The sequence below is a fragment of the Roseovarius sp. genome (assembly GCF_965277045.1).
Classification (GTDB): domain Bacteria; phylum Pseudomonadota; class Alphaproteobacteria; order Rhodobacterales; family Rhodobacteraceae; genus Roseovarius.
Genome location: NZ_OZ255712.1, coordinates 2,597,907 through 2,617,942, shown reverse-complemented (window position 1 = coordinate 2,617,942; position 20,036 = coordinate 2,597,907). Strand labels below are relative to the sequence as shown.

Genomic DNA, 20,036 nt, shown 5'->3' with positions numbered 1-20,036 from the left:
GTCAGCTCCGTCCTTCGGGGGCGGTGACGTCGCGCAGGCCGTCGCCCATCAGGTTGATCGCCAGCACGAGCGCAAAGAGCACGGCGCCCGGGATCAGCACCAGCCACGGCTCGAACAGCATCATGTTCTTGCCCTCGGACACCATCAGGCCCCAGGAGGGGATCGGCGGCTGGACGCCCAGGCCGAGGAAGCTGAGCGCGGCTTCCAGCAGGATGGCGTGGGCCATTTCCAGCGTCACGATCACGATGAGGTTGTTGAAGACGTTGGGCATGATCTCGGTCAGGACGATGCGCGGGGTCGAGGCGCCGATCACCTGCGCGGCGGCCACGTAATCGCGCCGGCTGATCTGCAGCGTCGAGGCGCGCATGACCACCGCGAAACGGTCCCACAGCAGGAGGCCCAGCACACAGATCACCACGGTGAGCGAGCCGCCCAGGATGGCGACCACCGCGAGCGCCACCAGCACGACCGGCATGGCGAGGCGCACGTTGATCAGGAAGGTCACGACGGTGTCGACCTTGCCGCCGAAATAGCCGGCGGCGACGCCCATCGCGGTGCCGATGAAGCCCGAGATCAGCGCCGCGACCGCGCCGATCAGCAGCGATACGCGGGCGCCGTAGATCAGCCGCGACAGGTAGTCCCGGCCCAGGTGGTCGGTGCCCAGGGGATGTTCCCACGTGCCGCCCATGAAGACCGGGGGGACCATGCGTTTCATCAGGCTTTGGGCGTAGGGATCGTGCGGGGCCAGCAGCGGCGCGAAGATCGCCACCAGCACCAGCAGGCCCACCACGACCAAGCCGAAGATCAGCCCCCGGTGCGACAGGGCGCGGGCTTTGAGCATCTGGCGGGGAGAGGGCCCCTGGATTTCGCGCGAGAGTGGATCGGTCCTATCGGTCACGTCAGGCACTCCGCATTCTGGGGTCCAGCCAGGCGTTCAGGACGTCGGCGAGGAAGGTGAAGACGATGTAGAACATCGAGAAGACGAGGATCAGCGCCTGCACGGTGGGCAGGTCGTTGCGGGCGATGCTTTCCCACGCGAGGTAGCCCGCGCCATGCAGGGCGAAGACGCTTTCCACCACGATCGAGCCGCCCAGCATAAAGCCCATCTGGACGGCGGCGAGGCTGACCACGGGGATGATGGCGTTGCGCAGCGCGTGTTTGAAGAGCACGCGGGATTCACCCGCGCCCTTGGCCCGCGCGGTGCGGATATAGTCGGAGTTCAGCACGTCCAGCATGCCCGCGCGCGTCAGGCGCATGATGGCGGGCATGGCGTAATAGCCCAGCACGATGGTGGGCATGATGAAGTGTCGCCAGCTGTCCGCGCCGGACGGTGGCAGCATGCCAAGCTGAATGGCGAAGATCACGATCAGGATCAGGCCGAACCAGAAGGACGGCATCGCCTGGCCCGCGACCGACAGGAAGAGCGCCACGCGGTCGATGATCGAGTTGGGGCGGATCGCCGCGACCACGCCCAGCGGCACGGCGGTGATCAGCGCGAAGAGGATGCCGCAGACGCCAAGGGTCATGGTGACCTGGAGGCGCTCGGCAATCAGGCTGGCGACGGGCAGCTTGAAATAGTAGCTTTCGCCGAAATCCCCCTGCAAGGCGGAAAAAAGCCAGTCGCCGTATTGCACCAGCATCGGGCGGTCGAAGCCGTAAAGGCGGCGCAGCGCCTCGACGTCCTCGCCGCTGGCGGTTTCCCCGGCCAGCGCCGCGGCGGGATCGCCGGACAGAAACAGCAGCGAGAAGCTGATGAAGCTGACCGTGAAGGCGACCAGCACCGCCAGTCCGAGACGTTTCAGTATGAATGTGAGCATGGCGGACCTTTTGCGTGACGCGCCGGATGCGCGTTGCGGGGAAAGGGAAAGCTTGGCTTGAAGGTCGGGCGGGCGAGGGGCCGGGGCCGGCCCCTCGTCCTGGGCTGTATCAGTTCCAGCTCATGTCGACGAAGCGCAGCACCTCGTCGGGCGTGGGCGTGTAGGCGACTTCATTCTTGAACACGTAGTTGGTGTTGTAGGTGAACATCGGCGCCCAGTAGGCCTCTTCGGTGATGCGCTGCAGGGCCTTGGTGTAGTACTCCACCCGCTCGTCCGGGTCGGTCGAGCTGTCAGCGGTGTTCAGCCATTCGAGCACCTGGTCGTCGCGCGTGCTGTCGAGCGAGCCGTGCTTGAAGAACTGGCTGACCATCGCGGAGGCGTCGTTGATCGAGTAGCTGCCCCAGGTCTGGAACGAGATCGGCACCTCGCCCTTCATGTTGAGTTCGCGCAGGGCGGAATATTGCAGCATGTTGAAGTTGGTCTGGATGCCCACGGCGTTCAGGTACGAGGTGATCGCCTCGGCGTACTGACGGTCGCGGTAGGCGTAGAAATCGACGGTGAAGCCATCGGGATAGCCCGCTTCGGCCAGCAGTTCTTCGGCCTTCTCGGGATCGTACTCGTACTCGGTCACGTCCTGGTTACAGCCGAACTGGCTGGGAAAGCAGGGGGTGTAGACCACCTTGGACGCGCCTTGCAGCAGGGCATCGACCAATTCCTGGCGGTTGATCGCGTAGTTGACCGCCTCGCGCACCAGCTTGTTGGTGAACGGGTTTTCGCCCGAGCGGCCGGCGGCATCCATCTGCAGGTAGCCCACGCGCATGGTGGATTCATTGGCGACGGTGAACTGGTCCATGGTGGCCAGCTTGTTGGCCTGGTCGGCGGGCACCTGCCAGATCAGGTCGAGCGAACCGGAGAAAAGCTCGGCCATCTGGGTGTTCACGTCAGGAATGGTGCGGATGTCAATCTTTTCGATCTCGGGCTGGCCCTTGGGGCTGTCGTGGTAGTTCTCGTTGGCCTCGAGCACGAAATGCTGGCCCGGCGTGACCTCGACCGCCTTGTAGGGGCCGGTGCCGACGGGCTTGAGCCCCATGCCGGAGGGGCCGGCCTCGGCGTAATATTCATCGGGGTACATCGAGACCGGGCCGGACAGGAACTCGATCGCCGCCGGGAACTTGTCCTTGAGGTTGATGCGGACGGTGTACTCGTCGATCTTCTCGGCCGATTCCATCCAGTTGACGTTGCGCTGGGTCTTCACGCCGCTTTCTTCCTTGGCGACGAAGTTGACCGTGTAGACCACGTCATCGGCGTTGAACGCCTCGCCGTTGTGGAAGGTGACGCCCTCGCGCAGCTTGAATTCCAGCGTGGTGTCGTCGATCCACTCCCAGTCGGTGGCGAGGTTGCCGACATATTCGTTGGTTTCGGGGTCGCGGTAGATCAGCCCGTCCCAGATGGCGCGTTGCAGGACGACGCCCTCGCGCGACGAGTTGAAGTAGCTGTCGACATTCTCCAGCTCCTTGGTGAAGGCGACGTTGAGCGTGCCCGAGGCCTTGTCCGCGAGGGCGGGCATGGCCACGCCGGCCGCCAGGACCGAGGCGAGGAGGGTTGCGGTGGTTGTGGTCTTTCCGAGCATGAGGACTCCCTGTTGCGTTATGGCGGTTATCATTATTTGATATTGCCGATTGTTATTTGATGAGTATAGCAATGTTGTGCGGGTTGACGTCAAGAGCCGGGTGTATCCGGCCACGCCGGCACATCCGCAGCGGGAGGAAAAGCATGGAAGAGAAGCGGGATAGCCTTTACGCCAGCACGCTGGCACGGGGGCTGCAGATCCTGCGGGCGTTCGACGAATCACACGTTGCGCTGTCGCTGACGGACCTGGTGGCGCGCACCGGGCTGGAGAAGAGCGCGGTGCAGCGGATGGCGCACACGCTGCACGTGGAGGGGATGCTGGAGCGCGACCCGAAATCGCGCCTGTACCGCCCGAGCCACGCGTGGCTGGAACTGGCCTATGCCTATTACTGGTCCGACCCGGTGATCGCCCGTGCCCTGCCCAAGCTGATCGAGTTCAGCCGCGCGAGGGGCGAGACGGTGAACCTGGCGCAGATGTCGGGGGATCACATCATCTACTCGCTGCGGCTGCCCAACCAGCGGACGCATTTCGCGGCCAGTATCGTGGGGCGGCGGCTGCCGGCGCTGAACACCGCCTCGGGGCGGGTGATGCTGGCCACCAGGAGCGACGCGGAGATCGAGGCGGCCTGTGCCACCTGGCCGCTGGTGCAGGGCACGGAAAAGACCGTGATGGACCGCGCCGAGATCGCCCGCAGCATCAAGGCGGCGCGGACGGATGGGTACTGCATCACGCGCGACCAGATGCTGTTGAACGAGATCAGCCTGGCCGCCCCGGTGCGGGGCAACGAGGGCCATGCCCATGCGGCGGTGCAGGTGTCGATCTCTGGCATCACGTTCGACGAAACGCAGGTGCTGGAGCAGTTCCTGCCGCATGTCCTGGACACGGCGGCGGGTATTCTGGGGTGAGCCCCACGCAGACCTGCCCGGCGCCCTGTGCGGCCGGGCCGGGCCGGATTAAGCCTTCCTTCACCACAGCACGTTAAGACGTGGACGGTGCAGCACCGGGCCGGCCAGCGATGCGCCGCTTGCCCGCGCGCGGTGCGAACGCGGAGGAATTCGGGCGATGGCGACGATCCATGACCTGATCGAGGTCACCAGTTTCAGTGCGAACACGACCTATTTGAGCGCGGATGGGACGCTTCTTGGCGTGGTGGACGGCGCCAGCGGGACGGACCTGGACGACGGGGAGTTCGATGAGGGCGACCTGATCACCATCGGCGGGACGACCTATACCATCGACTTGATCCAGGAGCCGTCATCCTCGGGCAGTTTCCTGCGCGGGGACGGCAGCACGAGCGCCTTCGGCCCGCAGCACGAAGACAACCTCGACGTGATGTTCCTGACCGTGTCGAGCGGGGGCACGACGCGGTATTTCATCCTGCCCAACGACAGTTATGGCGATCTGAATATCCAGTCGGTGACGACCGGCGGGATCACCGATGTGGGCGGCAGCGACGCGGCGGTGATCGGCACCGCCGACGACGCCGTGAACGTGGTCTGTTTTGCCGCGGGTACGCGGATCGCGGCGGTGTCGCCGGGGGCGGAGATTGCCGTGGAGGCGCTGGCGGCGGGAGACCTGGTGCTGACCGCCGACCACGGACCGCAGCCGGTGCGGTCCATCGAGCGTCATGCGCTGAGCGCCGCGACGCTGGCGCGCAACCCGCATGTGCGCCCGATCCGCATCGCGACGGGGGCGCTGGGGCCGGGGCTGCCGGTGGAGGACCTGGTGGTGTCGCCGCAGCATCGCATCCTCGTCCGCTCGAAAATCGCGCACCGCATGTTCGGCCGGACCGAGGTGCTGTTGCCGGCCAAGGTCCTGCTGGGCGTCGCGGGTGTCACCGTGGACATGCGCGAGGGAGGGGTCGAGTATTACCATGTGGTGATGGACCGGCACGAGGTGCTGAGGGCCAACGGGATCGGCGCCGAGAGCCTGTATCGCGGGCAGGAGGCGATGAAGGCGCTGAAGACTGCGCAAAGCGCCGGTCTGGCCATGCCCGGTGCCGTCCCGATCGCCGGGCAGGACGTACCGGCGCGGCTGTTCGTGAAGGGCGGGCGCGGGCGGCGGCTGGTGAATCGGCATGTGAAGAACCACCGCGCCTTCGGTTGAAGGTGGCGGTGGGTTTTCACCCACCCTACGGGGACTTGTCCGGTTTCGAGGAAATGACGCCGAAATCGCGCGACGAGGAGCCGTCGCCGGCGATGGAAAAGTAGCCCTCGGCCGCAAGTCCGCGCTTCAGCAGTTCGCGCACGGCGGCGGCGCGGCTGGGCATATGGGACTTGAAACGCCAGTCGTCCAGCGCCTTGAGCTCCTCTTCGGAGATCATGACTTGCAGTCTTTCCAGTCGTTTAGAGCCGGAGTCGGGCATGCGGTGCTCCACCACGGGATGTCAGGCCGAAGACCATTCGGAAGATGCAATTATACCAGACTGCGCGCCCTGGATTCAACAACTTACTCATAATGAGCGTGTTGAGCAGCGTGTGCGTTATAGGGCAGTGAAATCATTATGATATATTGAGCTGGCTCTTATATGATGACGTATGACAACGCGATCCTACACACAGACCTTTCGACCTGATCCCGACCTTTCGAACACGGCCGGCGAGTTGGGGGGTATGACCGACCCCGCACCGGCCAGCGCGCACGACCTCGTGAAAGGGCCCGGGCCCGGATCGGCGTGGCGCGTCCTGGTGGTCGAGGACGACGTTCTGATCCGCACCGATATCGAGGGTACGCTCGATGATGGCGGCTTTGCCGTGGTGGGCGCGCCCACCGATCTGAAATCGGCCATGGCCTTTGTCGAGACGCGGTCGCGGCAGATCGACTGCGCGTTGATCGACGTCGAACTGGGCGGGCACAGCTGTCGCCCGCTGGTGGCGGCGATGGAGAAGCTGCGCATTCCCTACATGCTGGTGACCGCGCATAGCGAGGATACGGTGCGCGACATGGGCTATACCGGGCCGGTCGTGGAAAAGCCTTTCACCGCGCCCGAACTTTCGGCCTGCCTGTCGAACCTCGTGTCGCGCAAGCCGCAAGAGGCCTGAGACGCCGTAGGGCCGGCAGGACGACCGAGCCCCCTTGATCGACCGGCGCAACGGGTCTATACGCCCCCGGTGGTCAGACATGACCCGATTCACATGAACCAAGACATGCCGTGGTTGGCCCTATCGCTTCGGGGGTCACATCCGGCTTAGGAGAAGCGAAATGAAACTGCATGAACTGCGCGACAACGAAGGCGCGACCAAACGCAAGAAACGCGTGGGCCGTGGCCCCGGTTCCGGCATGGGCAAGACTGCTGGCCGTGGTATCAAGGGTCAGAAATCCCGTTCGGGCGTGGCGATCAACGGCTATGAAGGCGGCCAGATGCCGCTGTATCAACGGCTGCCCAAGCGCGGCTTCAACAAGCCGAACCGCAAGAAATTCGCCGTCGTGAACCTGGGCATGATCCAGAAGTTCATCGACGCCAAGAAGATCGACGCCGGCCAGACCATCACCGAGGACACGCTGGTGGAAAGCGGGCTGGTGCGCCGCAAGCTGGACGGTGTGCGCGTCCTGGCCAAGGGCGAAGTGACCGCCAAGCTGACGCTGGACGTCACCGGGGCCTCGAAATCGGCGGTCGACGCGGTCGAGAAAGCCGGTGGTTCGCTGAACGTGGCGAGCGCACAGGCGGCTGAATAAGAGGTTGTGAGCGGGCGTCCCGCCCCTTACATACACCCCTAGTTTTCCTTATAAACGCCGCCTGGCCGGAAAACGGCCTGGGCGGCGTTTGCATAAAAAAGAGATCCGCATGGTATCTGCAGCAGAACAAATGGCGGCGAACACGAGCTGGTCCGCCCTGGGCAAGGCCACCGAGCTTCGCAAGCGCATCTTCTTCACCATCGGCCTGCTTATCGTCTACCGGATCGGGACGTACATCCCGGTGCCGGGCATCGACGGGGCAGAGCTGCGCAACTTCATGGAAGGCGCGGCGTCGTCGATCGGGGGGATGCTGTCGATGTTCACCGGCGGGGCGCTGGGACGCATGGGCGTCTTCGCGCTGGGGATCATGCCCTACATCTCGGCCTCGATCATCGTGCAGCTGATGACGGCGATGGTGCCGTCGCTGGAGCAGCTGAAGAAAGAGGGCGAGCAGGGGCGCAAGAAGATCAACCAGTACACGCGCTATGGCACGGTGTTCCTGGCGACGCTGCAATCCTATGGCCTGGCCGCATCGCTGCAGGCCGGCGACCTGGCGTCGGATCCCGGGTTCTTTTTCATCGCAAGCTGCATGATCACGCTGGTCGGGGGCACGATGTTCCTGATGTGGCTGGGCGAGCAGATCACCGCGCGGGGCGTGGGCAACGGCATTTCGCTGATCATCTTCGTCGGCATCATCGCCGAGGTTCCTGCCGCGCTGGCGCAGTTCTTTGCCAGCGGCCGGTCTGGCGCGATCAGCCCGGCGGTGATCATCGGGGTGATCGTGATGGTCGTGGCGACCATCGCCTTCGTGGTGTTCATGGAGCGCAGCCTGCGCAAGATCCATATCCAGTATCCGCGCCGCCAGGTGGGCATGAAGGTCTATGACGGTGGCTCCAGCCACCTGCCGGTCAAGGTGAACCCGGCGGGCGTGATCCCGGCGATCTTTGCCTCGTCTCTGCTGCTGTTGCCGGCCACGGTCAGCACGTTCTCGGGGTCGGACACGGGGCCGTTCATGTCGACGCTGCTGGCCTATTTCGGGCCGGGGCAGCCGCTCTACCTGGTGTTCTTCACCGGGATGATCGTGTTCTTCGCCTATTTCTACACCTACAACGTGGCGTTCAAACCCGATGACGTGGCCGACAACCTGAAGAACCAGAACGGGTTCGTACCCGGCATCCGGCCCGGCAAGAAGACGGCGGAATACCTGGAATACGTGGTGACGCGGATCCTGGTGCTGGGCTCGGCTTACCTTGCGGCAGTTTGTCTCCTTCCGGAGATCCTGCGTGGACAGTTCGCCATACCTTTCTATTTTGGCGGCACGTCGGTCCTGATCGTGGTATCGGTGACCATGGACACGATCCAGCAGGTCCAGTCGCATCTTCTGGCGCACCAGTACGAGGGCCTGATCGAAAAGTCGCAGTTGAGCGGCAAGGGCCGTAAACGGTCGCGCAGAAAAGGGACAGGACGTCGATGAATATCATACTTCTCGGACCGCCGGGGGCCGGTAAAGGCACGCAAGCACATATCCTGGTCGAGGAGCGGGGCATGACCCAGCTATCGACCGGCGACATGCTGCGCGAGGCCAAGGACAGCGGCACCGAGATGGGCAAGGTCGTGGCCGACGTGATGGCCCGTGGCGACCTTGTGACGGACGAGATCGTGATCGGCCTGATCCGCGAGAAGATCAACGGCGAGAATGGCGGCGGCTTCATCTTCGACGGCTTTCCCCGGACTCTGGCCCAGGCCGATGCGCTGGCCGAACTGCTGGCCGAGACGGGCCAGACGCTGGATGCGGTCGTCGAAATGCGGGTGGACGACGAGGCGCTGGTACAGCGCATCACCGCGCGCTCGACCTGCGGCAATTGCGGCGCGGTCTACAACGACATCACCAAGCCCTGGCCCGAGGATGGCAAATGCGCCAATTGCGGCTCGACCGAGGTCAAGCGGCGGTCGGACGACAACGAAGACAGCCTCAAACAGCGGCTGATGGAATACTACAAGAAGACCTCGCCGCTGATCGGGTACTACTACGCCAAGGGCGACCTGGAGACGATCGACGGGCTGGGCGAGATCGACGAGGTCAAGGCCCGCATCGCGGGGGCGCTCAAGGGCTGAACGCCATCTGCGCGGCCCTGCTGAAGAGCCTTTATTCCTTGGGATTTCGCCGACAGGCACAATTCTCTTGACAGAGGGTTGACGCCTCGGGCGATTGCTTCTAGACGACACCATCTCTGACGAGAACATGATTCCCGCGCGGGTCGCGCCCGCCCGAGAATCGATCACCTGAATTCAGCTGCGGCCCGGAGCAATCGCCTCGGGCCTACGTTGTGAAAAAAGGGTCTGGCGTTACGGACCCGCAACGAAAGGACATGACACGTGGCACGTATCGCCGGCGTAAATATCCCGACCCATAAACGGGTCCCGATCGCCCTGACCTACATCACCGGAATCGGCCAATCCTCGGCCAAGGCCATCTGCGAGGCCGTCAATATCGACCTGACCCGCCGGGTCAACGAGCTGAGCGACACCGAAGTGGTCGCCATGCGCGAGCATATCGACGCCAACTACATGGTCGAAGGCGACCTGCGCCGCGAAGTGCAGATGAACATCAAGCGCCTGATGGACCTTGGCTGCTACCGCGGCCTGCGCCATCGTCGTAACCTTCCCGTCCGCGGTCAGCGCACGCATACCAATGCGCGCACCCGCAAAGGCCCGGCGAAACCCATCGCCGGCAAGAAGAAGTAAGGGAGGGCAGAACCAATGGCACGAGATACCCGCCGGACCAAGAAAAAGGTCTCGAAGAACATCGCCACGGGCGTGGCGCATGTGAACAGCTCGTTCAACAACACCAAGATCCTGATCTCGGATGTGCAGGGCAACGCGATTGCGTGGTCCTCGGCCGGCACGATGGGCTTCAAGGGGTCGCGGAAGTCGACGCCCTATGCCGCCCAGATGGCCGCCGAAGATGCCGGCCGCAAGGCGCAGGAACACGGCATGAAGACGCTGGAAGTCGAAGTGCAGGGGCCCGGGTCGGGCCGCGAGAGCGCGCTGCGCGCCCTGGCTGCCGTCGGCTTCAACATCACGTCGATCCGCGACGTGACGCCGATTGCCCACAACGGTTGCCGCCCGCCGAAGCGTCGCCGGGTCTGAGACCGACTTTTTGGATGGGGCCGCGTGAGTTTTCACGGCCCCATTTCCGTTATTTTGAAACCTCGAGCGTCTCGGAGGCCTATGGACATGGGGCCGGGGACAAGGATGGAGGGACCGCATGATCCATAAGAACTGGGCAGAATTGATCAAGCCGACGCAGCTTGAGGTGAAGCCGGGCAACGACCCGCTGCGCCAGGCGACCGTCGTGGCCGAACCGCTGGAGCGTGGCTTTGGCCTGACCATGGGCAACGCGCTGCGCCGCGTGCTGTTGTCGAGCCTTCAGGGCGCGGCGATCACCAGCGTGCAGATCGACAACGTGCTGCACGAGTTTTCCAGCATCGCCGGCGTCCGTGAAGACGTGACAGACGTCGTGCTGAACCTCAAGGGTGTCGCGATCCGCATGGATGTCGAGGGGCCCAAGCGCCTGTCGATCTCGGCCAAGGGGCCGGGCGTGGTGACCGCCGGTGACATCGCCGACAGCGCGGGCATCGAGATCCTGAACAAGGAACACGTGATCTGCCACCTCGACGAAGGCGCGGACCTGTTCATGGAACTGACCGTGAACCAGGGCAAGGGCTATGTCGCCGCCGACAAGAACAAGCCGGAAGACGCGCCCATCGGCCTGATTGCCATCGACGCGATCTATTCGCCGGTCGTGAAGGTCAGCTATGACGTGCAGCCCACCCGCGAGGGCCAGGTGCTGGACTATGACAAGCTGACGATGAAGCTGACGACCGATGGTTCGCTGACGCCGGAAGATGCCGTGGCCTTTGCCGCGCGTATCCTGCAGGACCAGCTGTCGATCTTCGTGAACTTCGAAGAGCCGGAGAGCGCGCAGCGTCAGGACGACGACGACGGGCTGGAGTTCAACCCGCTGCTGCTGAAGAAAGTGGACGAGCTGGAGCTGTCGGTGCGGTCCGCGAACTGCCTGAAGAACGACAACATCGTCTATATCGGCGACCTCATTCAGAAGACCGAAGCAGAGATGCTGCGCACGCCGAACTTTGGCCGCAAGTCCTTGAACGAGATCAAGGAAGTGCTGTCGGGCATGGGCCTGCACCTTGGCATGGATGTCGAGGACTGGCCGCCGGACAACATCGAGGACCTGGCGAAGAAGTTCGAAGATCAATTCTGAAGAATTGATCTTCGAATCCCGGACTTGATCCGGGATCTCCCGGCCAAGAGGCCCCGGATCAGGTCCGGGGCGGGTCGGGACAGAAGATCGGGTCGAGGTCCCGGGTCAAGCCCGGGACAGGCCCCAAGGAGAGCCGGTGACACGCATCGCCGGCCGGACAAAGCAAAACCGCCCGTAGAGGGCAACGAACGGAGTAAGAAACATGCGTCACGCACGAGGCTATCGCCGCCTGAACCGCACCCACGAGCACCGCAAGGCGCTGTGGGCGAACATGGCCGGCTCGCTGATTGAACACGAACAGATCAAGACCACCCTGCCGAAAGCCAAGGAGCTGAAGCGCGTGGTGGAAAAGCTGGTCACGCTGGGCAAGCGCGGGGACGTTCATGCCCGCCGCCAGGCTGCCGCGCAACTGAAGCAGGACATGCATGTCGAAAAGCTCTTTGACGTGCTGGGCCCGCGCTACAAGGAGCGTCAGGGCGGGTATGTCCGCGTGCTGAAGGCCGGTTTCCGGTATGGTGACATGGCGCCGATGGCGATCATCGAATTCGTCGAGCGCGACCGCGACGCCAAGGGCGCCGCCGACAAGGCCCGCGTCGCCGCCGAGGACATGGACGGGGACGACGAGGCATAAGCCCCGCTTCCCCCGACTGGGCATGAAAAACGCCGCCGGAGATGTCCGGCGGCGTTTTTGCGTCTGTGATCTTTTGCGGTCAGGACGCCTCGAGCTCTTTCTTGACCAGCTTCTCGATCTCGTCGACGGGATGGCCCGCGAGGTTCTTGGGAATCTCGCTAACCACTTTCGACGTGACCTCCTTGTGCATGTCGTCGCGCAGGTGGCCCAGCACCTTGGGCGCGGCGACGAGGATCAGGCGGTCGAATTCGCCCTTGTGCGCCGCGGCGTAGAGGATGTCCGACAGGTCCGAGGCGAAGCGCTCCTTCTGCAGCTCGTGCCAGTCGGTGTCGTCCAGGGCCGACATCTGCTGCACCCCGGTATCCTGCATGCGGCCGGGGCGGTTGGCGGATTGCTCGATATCCGAGGGGTTTTCCTGTTCCTCGGTGTCCATCACTTCGAGGTTGGGATCCTGGTGGTCGGTGAGGTTGCGCAGGAAGAGCGCCTTTTCACTGTCGGTCACCACGACCCAAGTGCCTTGCTTGAGTTCAGTCATCGCGTTTCTCCTTGCCGGTGCCGTGGTGGCCGCCGAGATTGCCTTCGCCCTTTTCGTCTTCCTTGGTGACGCGGGTTGCGCCGGCGTCCTCGCTTTTTGTCCGCTTCAGCGAGTCGCGGGTGCCGACCTTGCGTTCCAGGTTGCCCTGGGCGCGGCCTTGCTGGTCTGGGGTGGGGACGTCGTCGACGAACTCTTCGGTTTCGCTTTTGCCGTCCTTCGATCTGTATCTCTCTGCCATGGTGGTACCTCCTGTCAGGAAAACGCCGGGTGGGGCGGGGGGTTCCATCGGTCGGTGCGGGCTGTGAGGACGGGAGCGAGGGGCCAGCCCCTCGCGCTCCCCGGGATATTTCTGGCCAGAGGAAAAGCAGGGGCAGTGCCTGTCTTGTCGCGCTTGCATCAAGGGCGCGGGGGGCGCATATCGGGGGCATGGTGAGATGGATCTGTGTCCTTGTCCTGTCCTTGACGCTGGCGGTGCCGGCGGGGGCGGAGATGCGCGTGCCCGAAAGCCGGGGCGAGATCAGCATGGGCTTCGTGCCCGTTGTGAAGCAGGCCGCGCCCGCGGTGGTGAACATCTATGCGCGGCGGGTGGTGAACACGCGGTCGAGCCCGTTCCGGGGCGACCCGTTCTTCGACGAGTTCTTTCGCGATTTCGGCGGGCCAAGGCAGCGGGTCGAGAACTCGCTGGGGTCGGGGGTGATCCTGAGCGCGGACGGGATCGTGGTGTCGAATTACCACGTGGTGGGCATGGCCACGGACATCCGCGTGGTGCTGAACGACCGGCGGGAATTCGCGGCGCGGGTGCTTTTGGCCGACGAGGAGAGCGACCTGGCGGTTTTGAAGCTGGAGGGCGCGGAAGAGATGCCCGCGCTGGACTTGCGCGACAGCGACACGGTCGAGGTGGGCGAGCTGGTGCTGGCTATCGGCAACCCCTTTGGCGTGGGCCAGACGGTGACCAGCGGGATCGTGTCGGGGCTGGCGCGGTCGGGCGCGGCCACGGGCAATGCGCGGGGGTATTTCATCCAGACGGATGCGCCGATCAACCCGGGCAATTCGGGCGGGGCGCTGGTGGATATAGAGGGCCGGCTGGTGGGGATCAACACGCGGATCCTGAGCCGGTCGGGCGGGTCGAACGGGATCGGCTTTGCGATTCCGGCGGCGCTGGTGGCTCAATTCGTGGCCCAGGCGCAGGCCGGCAATACGGCGTTCGAGCGGCCCTGGGCCGGCATCAGTGGCCAGCCGGTGACGGCGGACATGGCCGAGGGGATGGGGTTGGGCGTGCCCGGGGGGATCATCATTTCGCAGTTGCATCCCGCAAGCTCCTTTGCCGAGGCCGGGTTTGAGGCAGGCGACGTGATCACGGCGGTGGACGGGCAGGCGGTGAATGCGGCGCCGGAGATGATCTACCGGATGTCGGTTGCCGGGATCGGCGGCGAGACGCGGGTAACGCGGGTGCGCGACGGGGAGGCCGAGGACGTGCTTTTGCGGCTGGGACGCGCGCCGGAGGTGCCGCCGCGGGAGGTGACCGAGACGGGCGCGCGGAGCGTGATACCGGGCATGGTTCTGGGCCGGATCAACCCGGCGGTCATTGCCGAATTGGACCTGCCGCTGATGGCGGAGGGTGTCGTGGTGCTGGAGCCGGGGCGTGCGGGGCTGCGGGCCGGGTTGCGGCAGGGGGATATCCTGCGCGGGATCAACGGCGTGACCGTCGAGGAGCCCGGCATGGTGGAGCCTCTGCTGGAGGCGAGCGGGCGCTGGCTGAGCCTGGACGTGCAGCGGGGCACGCAGCGCAGCACGCTGCGGTTCAGGCTGTAGCCATGGGCGATCTGTTCGATACCAGCGCGAGCGCGAGGGACGACAAGGTGCCGGATAGCGCGCCGCGCCCGCTGGCGGACCGGCTGCGGCCCCGCGCGCTGTCCGAGGTGATCGGCCAGGACAAGGTGATCGGGCCGGATGGCCCGCTGGGGGTGATGCTGGCCTCTGGCAGCCTGTCGTCTTTGGTGTTCTGGGGGCCGCCGGGGGTGGGCAAGACCACCATCGCGCGGCTGCTGGCGGACGAGACGGACCTGCATTTCGTGCAGATCAGCGCGATCTTTTCCGGGGTGCCGGAACTGCGCAAGGTGTTCGACGCGGCCAAGCATCGGCGGGCGAACGGGCAGGGGACGCTGCTGTTCGTGGACGAGATCCACCGCTTCAACAAGGCGCAGCAGGACGGGTTCCTGCCGCATATGGAGGACGGGACGATCTTGCTGGTGGGGGCCACCACGGAGAACCCGAGTTTCGAGTTGAACGCGGCCTTGCTGAGCCGGTCGCAGGTTTTGGTGCTGGAGCGGCTGACCCTGGCGGAGCTGGAGCGGTTGGCGCAGCGGGCCGAGAAGGAGCTGGACCGGGCGCTTCCTCTTGACGGCCCGGCCCGTGAGGCGCTGCTGGAGATGGCGGACGGGGACGGGCGCGCGCTGCTCAATCTGATCGAGCAGGTGGCGGCGTGGAAGACCGATACAAAGCTGGACACCAATGCCCTGACGGCGCGGCTGATGAAGCGGGCGGCGCAGTACGACAAGTCGGGGGACGCGCATTACAACCTGATTTCGGCGCTGCACAAGTCGGTGCGCGGGTCGGACCCGGATGCCGCACTCTACTGGCTGGCGCGGATGCTGGACGGGGGCGAGGACCCGCGGTACCTGGCGCGGCGGATCACCCGGATGGCGGTGGAGGATATCGGCTTGGCCGATCCGCAGGCGCAGGCGGTGTGCCTGCAATCGTGGGAAACCTATGAGCGGCTGGGCAGCCCGGAAGGGGAGCTGGCGCTGGCGCAGGCGGTCACCTACCTGGCGCTGGCGCCCAAGTCGAACGCGGCCTACGTGGCCTACAAGGCGGCGATGAAGGCCGCGAAGAAGACCGGCAGCGAGCCGCCGCCCAAGCATATCCTGAACGCGCCCACGGGGCTGATGAAGGAACAGGGATACGGCGCGGGCTATGCCTATGACCACGATGCAGAGGACGCGTTTTCGGGACAGAACTATTTTCCCGACACGATGGAGCGGCCCGAGCTTTACAAGCCGGTCGAGCGCGGGTTCGAGCGGGAACTGGGCAAGCGCGTGGCCTATTTCGCCAGGCTGCGGGCGCGCAAGGACGACGCGGAACACTAGACGATTCCCGCGCCGCCGCCGGTCGGGGTGCGCGGATATGTCGTTTTCTGAACAGTCGGCCCGGCGACAGGCTCGAGCTGCGGAAACCCCTTTAAAGCAAGCGGTTCAACAGTGCTGGCTAGTGAATTGAACGTGCGAAAAAATTTCGTGATGCGGCATATGAAGGCTGGAAGCGACATTTTTTTCGTGTTTTGGTAACATCATGTCGTAATTGAGCCGCCCGTTCAGGGGAAACGACGCAAAGCTGCTTTGAAGGGTCGCGCAAGATGACCCGGGAGACAGACTAGTCATAGGGAGACATCATGACTGATATCAAAGATCAACTTCTGCTGGATCGACTGGCAGACGCGGCCCGCGAAGGGAAGATCTCTCGCCGGTCGTTCATGCATTACGCCGCCGCGGCGGGCCTGACGACCACGGCCGCGACCGGCCTGTGGACCGGCGCCGCGAAGGCGCAGCCCGCCAAGGGCGGTACGTTCCGCCTGGGGATGCACGACGGCAACACGTCGGACACGCACGACCCGGGCACCTATGTCACCTTCTCGATGATCCAGGTGGCGCATACCTACCGCTCCTACCTGACGCTGATCGAGCCCGATGGCTCGCTCGGGCCGGACCTGGCCAGCGAGTGGAGCGCCAGCCCGGACGCGAAGGAATGGACCTTCAAGATCAACGACAACGCCACGTTCCATAGCGGCAACAAGGTGACGGCGAACGACGTGATCGCGTCGATGAACCACCACCGCGGCGAAGAGACGACCTCGGCTGCGAAGGCGCTGCTGGCGGACGTGGAAGACCTTGTCGACAACGGCGACAACTCGGTCACGTTCAAGCTGGCGGCCGGCAATGCCGACCTGCCGTGGCTGATGACGGACTATCACCTGGCGATCGTGCCGGCGAACGAAGACGGCACGGCCAACTGGCAGTCGGGCGACGGGTCGGGCCCCTACAAGATGGAAGAGGCCGAGTTCGGCGTGCGCTACAGCCTGACCCGCCACGAGGGCTGGCACCTGGAAGGCGCCTATTTCGACGACCTGCAACTGATCGTGCTGAACGACCCGAACGCGCGCCAGACGGCGCTGGTGACGGGCGACGTGGACGCGGTGACGCAGCTGGAGCTGAAGACGCTGGCGCTGTTGCAACGCGACCCGAACATCGAGATCGACGACGTGCCGTCGGCGGCGGCCATCACCATGCCGATGCTGTGCGACACGGCGCCGTTCGACAACGTAGACGTGCGCAACGCGCTGAAGCTGTCGTTGAACCGCGACGAGCTGATCGAGAAGATTGCATTCGGGGCGGCCACCAAGGCGAACGACTTCCACCATTCGCCTGCGATGCCCTATTACCCGGAAGGCATCGAGCAGCGCGAATACGATCCCGACCAGGCGAAATCGCTGCTGAAGAAAGCCGGCGCCGAGGACCTGACGGTGAACCTGAGCGTGGCCGACTCGGTCTTTTCAGGGGCGGTGGACATGTGCGTTCTTTTTGCCGAGCACGCCAAGCAGGCGGGCATCACCATCAACGTCAATCGCGAGCCCAACGACGGGTACTATTCCGACGTTTGGCTGAAAAAGCCGTGGTGCGTGGTGCAGTGGGGCGCGCGTCCGACGCCGGACGTGATGTATTCGCTGGCCTACAAGTCCGACGCGGCCTGGAACGAGAGCCGGTGGCAGAACGAGCGGTTCAACGAACTGCTGCTGCAGGCCAAGGCCGAGCTGGACGATGAAAAGCGCGCGGAAATGTACCGCGAGATGGCGATCCTTGCGAAGGACGATGGCGGCACGATCATCCCGTTCTTCCCGAACTTCGTCTACGCGCGGCGCAAGAACGTGCAGCATGGTGAGAACCTTGCACCCAGCTGGCAGATGGACGGCGCGCGCGCCTGCAGCCGCTGGTGGTTCGCTGACGCATAAGAAAAAGTTTCGCCCCGGTGCCAAGGCGCCGGGGCAAACATTTGGAGGGGGCGGATCATCGCCCCGTCCGGGCCGACGGGACGGCCAAGAGAGCGCAGCAAATGCGCCCGGGGCACGTCATAACGTCATAACAATATAAGCTGTGCGGATGCGGCCCGGGACGGGCAAGGCGGACGCCCAACAGCAGGAGGGACATATGGGAGACATCTTTACGCTTGTCGGCAAGCGTCTGGGTCTCGGGCTGATCATCCTTTTGGTGATCTCCGTCATCATCTTCTTCATGGTCGAACTTCTTCCCGGGGACATCGCGCAGGCGGTGCTGGGACAGTCGGCGACCCCGGAGAACCTTGCGGCCCTGCGCCGTGAAATGGGCCTCGACCAGCCCGCGCTGGTGCGATATTTCGCGTGGCTGAGCGACGCCGTCACACTTGATTTCGGCAGTTCCATCGTGACCGACGCGCGGGTGACCGAGATCATCGGCGAGCGGTTCATGAACACGCTGTTCCTGGCCGCCTACGCGGCCGTGATCGCGGTGCCGGTGTCGATCATCCTGGGCGTGATCGTGGCGCTGTTGCGCAACTCGATCTTCGACCGGGTGGCGAACGTGATCTCATTGTCCTTCATCTCGTCGCCGGAATTCTTCCTGGGGTATATCCTGATCCTCTATTTCGCGGTAAAATGGGGCATGTTCCCGGCCATCGCGAGCCTGAGTGAAGGGATGACCTTCTTCGGGCTCCTGGAGCGGACCTTCCTGCCGGCGCTGACGCTGGTGCTGGTGGTCATGGCGCACATGATGCGGATGACCCGCGCGGCGATCATCAACCTGCTGGCCAGCCCCTATATCGAGATGGCCCGGCTGAAGGGCGCGCCGCCCTGGAAGGTGATCGTGAAGCATGCGCTGCCCAATGCCTGGGCGCCGATCATCAACGTGGTCGCGCTGAACCTGGCCTACCTGATCACCGGCGTGGTGCTGGTGGAGGTGGTGTTCGTCTATCCGGGCATCGGACAGGCGCTGGTGGACGCGGTTTCCAAGCGAGACTTCCCCGTGGTGCAGGCCTGCTGCCTGATCTTCGCGGCGACCTTCATCCTTCTCAACCTTGCAGCCGACGTGGGGGCCATTCTGACCAACCCGCGCCTGCGGCACCCGAAATAAGGAGGGCGGATCATGATATTTGTAATCCTCTACTTCGCCCTGCTGCTTGTGCTGTCTTGCGGGGCGGCCTATTACAACCAGCGGTCTGCGTTCCTGCTGCTGTTCTCGCTGACACTGGTGTCGCTGGTGGTGGCGATCATCGGCGGGATCCCCGGGCTGCGGTTCATCGCGATTGCCGCGGGGATGCTGCTGGCGGCGGGCATGATGTCCTATGCGTTCCGCGAGTTCCTGACGGCGCTGGCGAGCGACGAGATGGCCAAGGAGCTGCGCACCGCGCCGCTGACCGCGGCTTTCGGGATGTTCGTGATCTTCATCGTGGCGGTCATGGGCATCTTCGCCCCGGCCATCGCGCCCTATGGCGAGGCCGAGATCGTCAGCCAGGCTTTTGCGCCGCCGGACAACAACATGCTGCTGGGCGCGGACCAACTGGGCCGGGACATGTTCAGCCGGATCATCTATGGCGCGCGGAACACCGTGGCGCTTGCGCTGTGCGGCACGGTCCTGGCGTTCATCCTGGGCGCCATGGCGGGTCTGCTGGCGGCGACCAAGGGCGGGTACTTCGACGGCTTCATGGGCCGGATGGCAGACGTGATCATGTCGATCCCGTCGCTGATCTTCGCCCTACTGATGCTGTCGATCTTCGGCGGCTCGCTGGCCTCGCCGCAGACCAGTTCCTGGCTGCTGTTCGGCTTTGCGGTGGTCGTGGGGCTGCTGTTCCTGGCGGCGGCAGCATATTCGCTTGTCAGCTGGCTGATCGGGGCGGCGATCGTCGCCGGGGTGGCCTTTGCCTTTGCGCTGGCCGGCACGACGATCTTCAACGCGTCGGAGATCATCCTGATCCTGGTGGTCGCGATCATCTACAGCCCCCGCGTGTTCCGCCTGACGCGGGCGGTCGCGGGCAACGTGGTCGTGATGGACTATATCGAGGCCGCCAAGCTGCGCGGTGAAAAGAACTGGTACCTGATCCGGCGGGAGATCCTGCCGAACTCGACCGCGCCGCTGGTGGCGGAATTCGGGCTGGAGTTCTGCTTCGTGTTCCTGCTGATCGCGGGTCTCAGCTTCCTCGGTCTCGGCATCCAGCCGCCCACGGCGGACTGGGGCTCGATGGTGCGGGAGAACGCGACGCTGATCTCGTTCGGTGAGATCACGCCGCTTATTCCGGCCGCGGCCATCGCGCTGTTGACCGTGGCGGTCAACTTCGTGGTGGACTGGATGCTGCACCGGTCCTCGGGCTTGAAGGAGTAAACC

21 protein-coding genes are annotated in these 20,036 nt (G+C 64.5%); 15 read left to right on the top strand and 6 right to left on the bottom strand.

The window, feature by feature from the left end; all coding sequences use genetic code 11:
• Position 1: 1 nt before the first annotated feature.
• The 3 genes from ACQY4V_RS13065 to ACQY4V_RS13055 form a co-directional block, all read right to left on the bottom strand.
• Complete coding sequence (locus ACQY4V_RS13065) at positions 2 to 898, bottom strand: ABC transporter permease (RefSeq protein ID WP_428512344.1); 897 nt, start codon at positions 896 to 898, stop codon at positions 2 to 4.
• A 1-nt stretch (position 899) separates the two neighbouring features.
• On the bottom strand, positions 900 to 1,817 hold the full coding sequence (locus ACQY4V_RS13060) for an ABC transporter permease (RefSeq protein WP_152497559.1): 918 nt from the start codon (positions 1,815 to 1,817) through the stop codon (positions 900 to 902).
• Between the two features lie 109 nt (positions 1,818 to 1,926).
• Complete coding sequence (locus ACQY4V_RS13055; protein ID WP_428512342.1) at positions 1,927 to 3,447, bottom strand: ABC transporter substrate-binding protein; 1,521 nt, start codon at positions 3,445 to 3,447, stop codon at positions 1,927 to 1,929.
• 143 nt (positions 3,448 to 3,590) lie between these two features.
• Between ACQY4V_RS13055 and ACQY4V_RS13050 the strand changes: the two genes are divergently transcribed.
• Positions 3,591 to 4,352 (top strand): IclR family transcriptional regulator, encoded by a 762-nt coding sequence (locus tag ACQY4V_RS13050; RefSeq protein ID WP_428512340.1) that lies wholly within the window; start codon positions 3,591 to 3,593, stop codon positions 4,350 to 4,352.
• Between the two features lie 157 nt (positions 4,353 to 4,509).
• Complete coding sequence (locus tag ACQY4V_RS13045) at positions 4,510 to 5,553, top strand: Hint domain-containing protein (RefSeq protein ID WP_428512338.1); 1,044 nt, start codon at positions 4,510 to 4,512, stop codon at positions 5,551 to 5,553.
• Positions 5,554 to 5,578: 25 nt separating this feature from the next.
• Here the strand turns inward: ACQY4V_RS13045 and ACQY4V_RS13040 are convergent, their stop codons facing one another.
• On the bottom strand, positions 5,579 to 5,812 hold the full coding sequence (locus ACQY4V_RS13040) for a hypothetical protein (protein ID WP_428512336.1): 234 nt from the start codon (positions 5,810 to 5,812) through the stop codon (positions 5,579 to 5,581).
• Between the two features lie 247 nt (positions 5,813 to 6,059).
• Here ACQY4V_RS13040 and ACQY4V_RS13035 point away from each other — a divergent pair, with 247 nt between their 5' ends.
• The 8 genes from ACQY4V_RS13035 (at position 6,060) to rplQ (ending at position 12,038) form a co-directional block, all read left to right on the top strand.
• Positions 6,060 to 6,488, top strand: coding sequence for a response regulator (locus ACQY4V_RS13035; protein WP_428512334.1), 429 nt, complete (start codon positions 6,060 to 6,062; stop codon positions 6,486 to 6,488).
• 160 nt (positions 6,489 to 6,648) lie between these two features.
• Entirely contained in the window at positions 6,649 to 7,122 is a 474-nt protein-coding gene (gene rplO / locus ACQY4V_RS13030; protein ID WP_428512332.1) for a 50S ribosomal protein L15, read from the top strand.
• 109 nt (positions 7,123 to 7,231) lie between these two features.
• On the top strand, positions 7,232 to 8,596 hold the full coding sequence (gene secY, locus ACQY4V_RS13025; protein ID WP_428512330.1) for a preprotein translocase subunit SecY: 1,365 nt from the start codon (positions 7,232 to 7,234) through the stop codon (positions 8,594 to 8,596).
• The gene (locus tag ACQY4V_RS13020) at positions 8,593 to 9,237 is read left to right on the top strand and encodes an adenylate kinase (RefSeq protein WP_420556729.1); all 645 of its coding nucleotides are present in this window, start codon (positions 8,593 to 8,595) and stop codon (positions 9,235 to 9,237) included. Before secY ends, ACQY4V_RS13020 begins: the two co-directional genes overlap by 4 nt.
• A 261-nt stretch (positions 9,238 to 9,498) precedes the next feature.
• Positions 9,499 to 9,867: a 30S ribosomal protein S13 gene (rpsM, locus tag ACQY4V_RS13015; RefSeq protein WP_057795022.1), complete on the top strand. Its 369-nt coding sequence runs from the start codon at positions 9,499 to 9,501 to the stop codon at positions 9,865 to 9,867.
• A gap of 15 nt (positions 9,868 to 9,882) precedes the next feature.
• On the top strand, positions 9,883 to 10,272 hold the full coding sequence (gene rpsK, locus ACQY4V_RS13010) for a 30S ribosomal protein S11 (protein WP_007817184.1): 390 nt from the start codon (positions 9,883 to 9,885) through the stop codon (positions 10,270 to 10,272).
• Between the two features lie 118 nt (positions 10,273 to 10,390).
• Positions 10,391 to 11,407 carry a DNA-directed RNA polymerase subunit alpha gene (locus ACQY4V_RS13005; protein ID WP_428512327.1) on the top strand — a complete coding sequence of 339 codons (1,017 nt, stop codon included), beginning with the start codon at positions 10,391 to 10,393 and terminating at the stop codon, positions 11,405 to 11,407.
• 202 nt (positions 11,408 to 11,609) lie between these two features.
• A complete protein-coding gene (gene rplQ, locus ACQY4V_RS13000; protein ID WP_057795024.1) occupies positions 11,610 to 12,038 on the top strand; it encodes a 50S ribosomal protein L17 in 429 nt (142 codons plus the stop codon).
• Positions 12,039 to 12,117: 79 nt separating this feature from the next.
• Here rplQ and ACQY4V_RS12995 read toward each other — a convergent pair whose 3' ends face one another.
• Both ACQY4V_RS12995 and ACQY4V_RS12990 read right to left on the bottom strand, forming a co-directional pair.
• Entirely contained in the window at positions 12,118 to 12,573 is a 456-nt protein-coding gene (locus ACQY4V_RS12995) for a host attachment family protein (protein ID WP_428512325.1), read from the bottom strand.
• On the bottom strand, positions 12,566 to 12,811 hold the full coding sequence (locus ACQY4V_RS12990) for a hypothetical protein (protein ID WP_152493524.1): 246 nt from the start codon (positions 12,809 to 12,811) through the stop codon (positions 12,566 to 12,568). The genes ACQY4V_RS12995 and ACQY4V_RS12990 overlap by 8 nt, the downstream gene beginning before the upstream one ends.
• A gap of 188 nt (positions 12,812 to 12,999) precedes the next feature.
• Here ACQY4V_RS12990 and ACQY4V_RS12985 point away from each other — a divergent pair, with 188 nt between their 5' ends.
• The 5 genes from ACQY4V_RS12985 to ACQY4V_RS12965 all read left to right on the top strand — a co-directional run bounded on the left by ACQY4V_RS12985 (position 13,000) and on the right by ACQY4V_RS12965 (position 20,033).
• Positions 13,000 to 14,385 (top strand): trypsin-like peptidase domain-containing protein, encoded by a 1,386-nt coding sequence (locus ACQY4V_RS12985; RefSeq protein WP_428512323.1) that lies wholly within the window; start codon positions 13,000 to 13,002, stop codon positions 14,383 to 14,385.
• A gap of 2 nt (positions 14,386 to 14,387) precedes the next feature.
• Positions 14,388 to 15,719: a replication-associated recombination protein A gene (locus ACQY4V_RS12980; RefSeq protein WP_428512321.1), complete on the top strand. Its 1,332-nt coding sequence runs from the start codon at positions 14,388 to 14,390 to the stop codon at positions 15,717 to 15,719.
• 302 nt (positions 15,720 to 16,021) lie between these two features.
• Positions 16,022 to 17,635 carry an ABC transporter substrate-binding protein gene (locus ACQY4V_RS12975; protein WP_428512319.1) on the top strand — a complete coding sequence of 538 codons (1,614 nt, stop codon included), beginning with the start codon at positions 16,022 to 16,024 and terminating at the stop codon, positions 17,633 to 17,635.
• A gap of 196 nt (positions 17,636 to 17,831) precedes the next feature.
• Positions 17,832 to 18,788 (top strand): ABC transporter permease, encoded by a 957-nt coding sequence (locus tag ACQY4V_RS12970; RefSeq protein ID WP_428512317.1) that lies wholly within the window; start codon positions 17,832 to 17,834, stop codon positions 18,786 to 18,788.
• 9 nt (positions 18,789 to 18,797) lie between these two features.
• Entirely contained in the window at positions 18,798 to 20,033 is a 1,236-nt protein-coding gene (locus ACQY4V_RS12965; protein WP_428517241.1) for an ABC transporter permease, read from the top strand.
• The last annotated feature ends 3 nt before the right edge of the window (positions 20,034 to 20,036 follow it).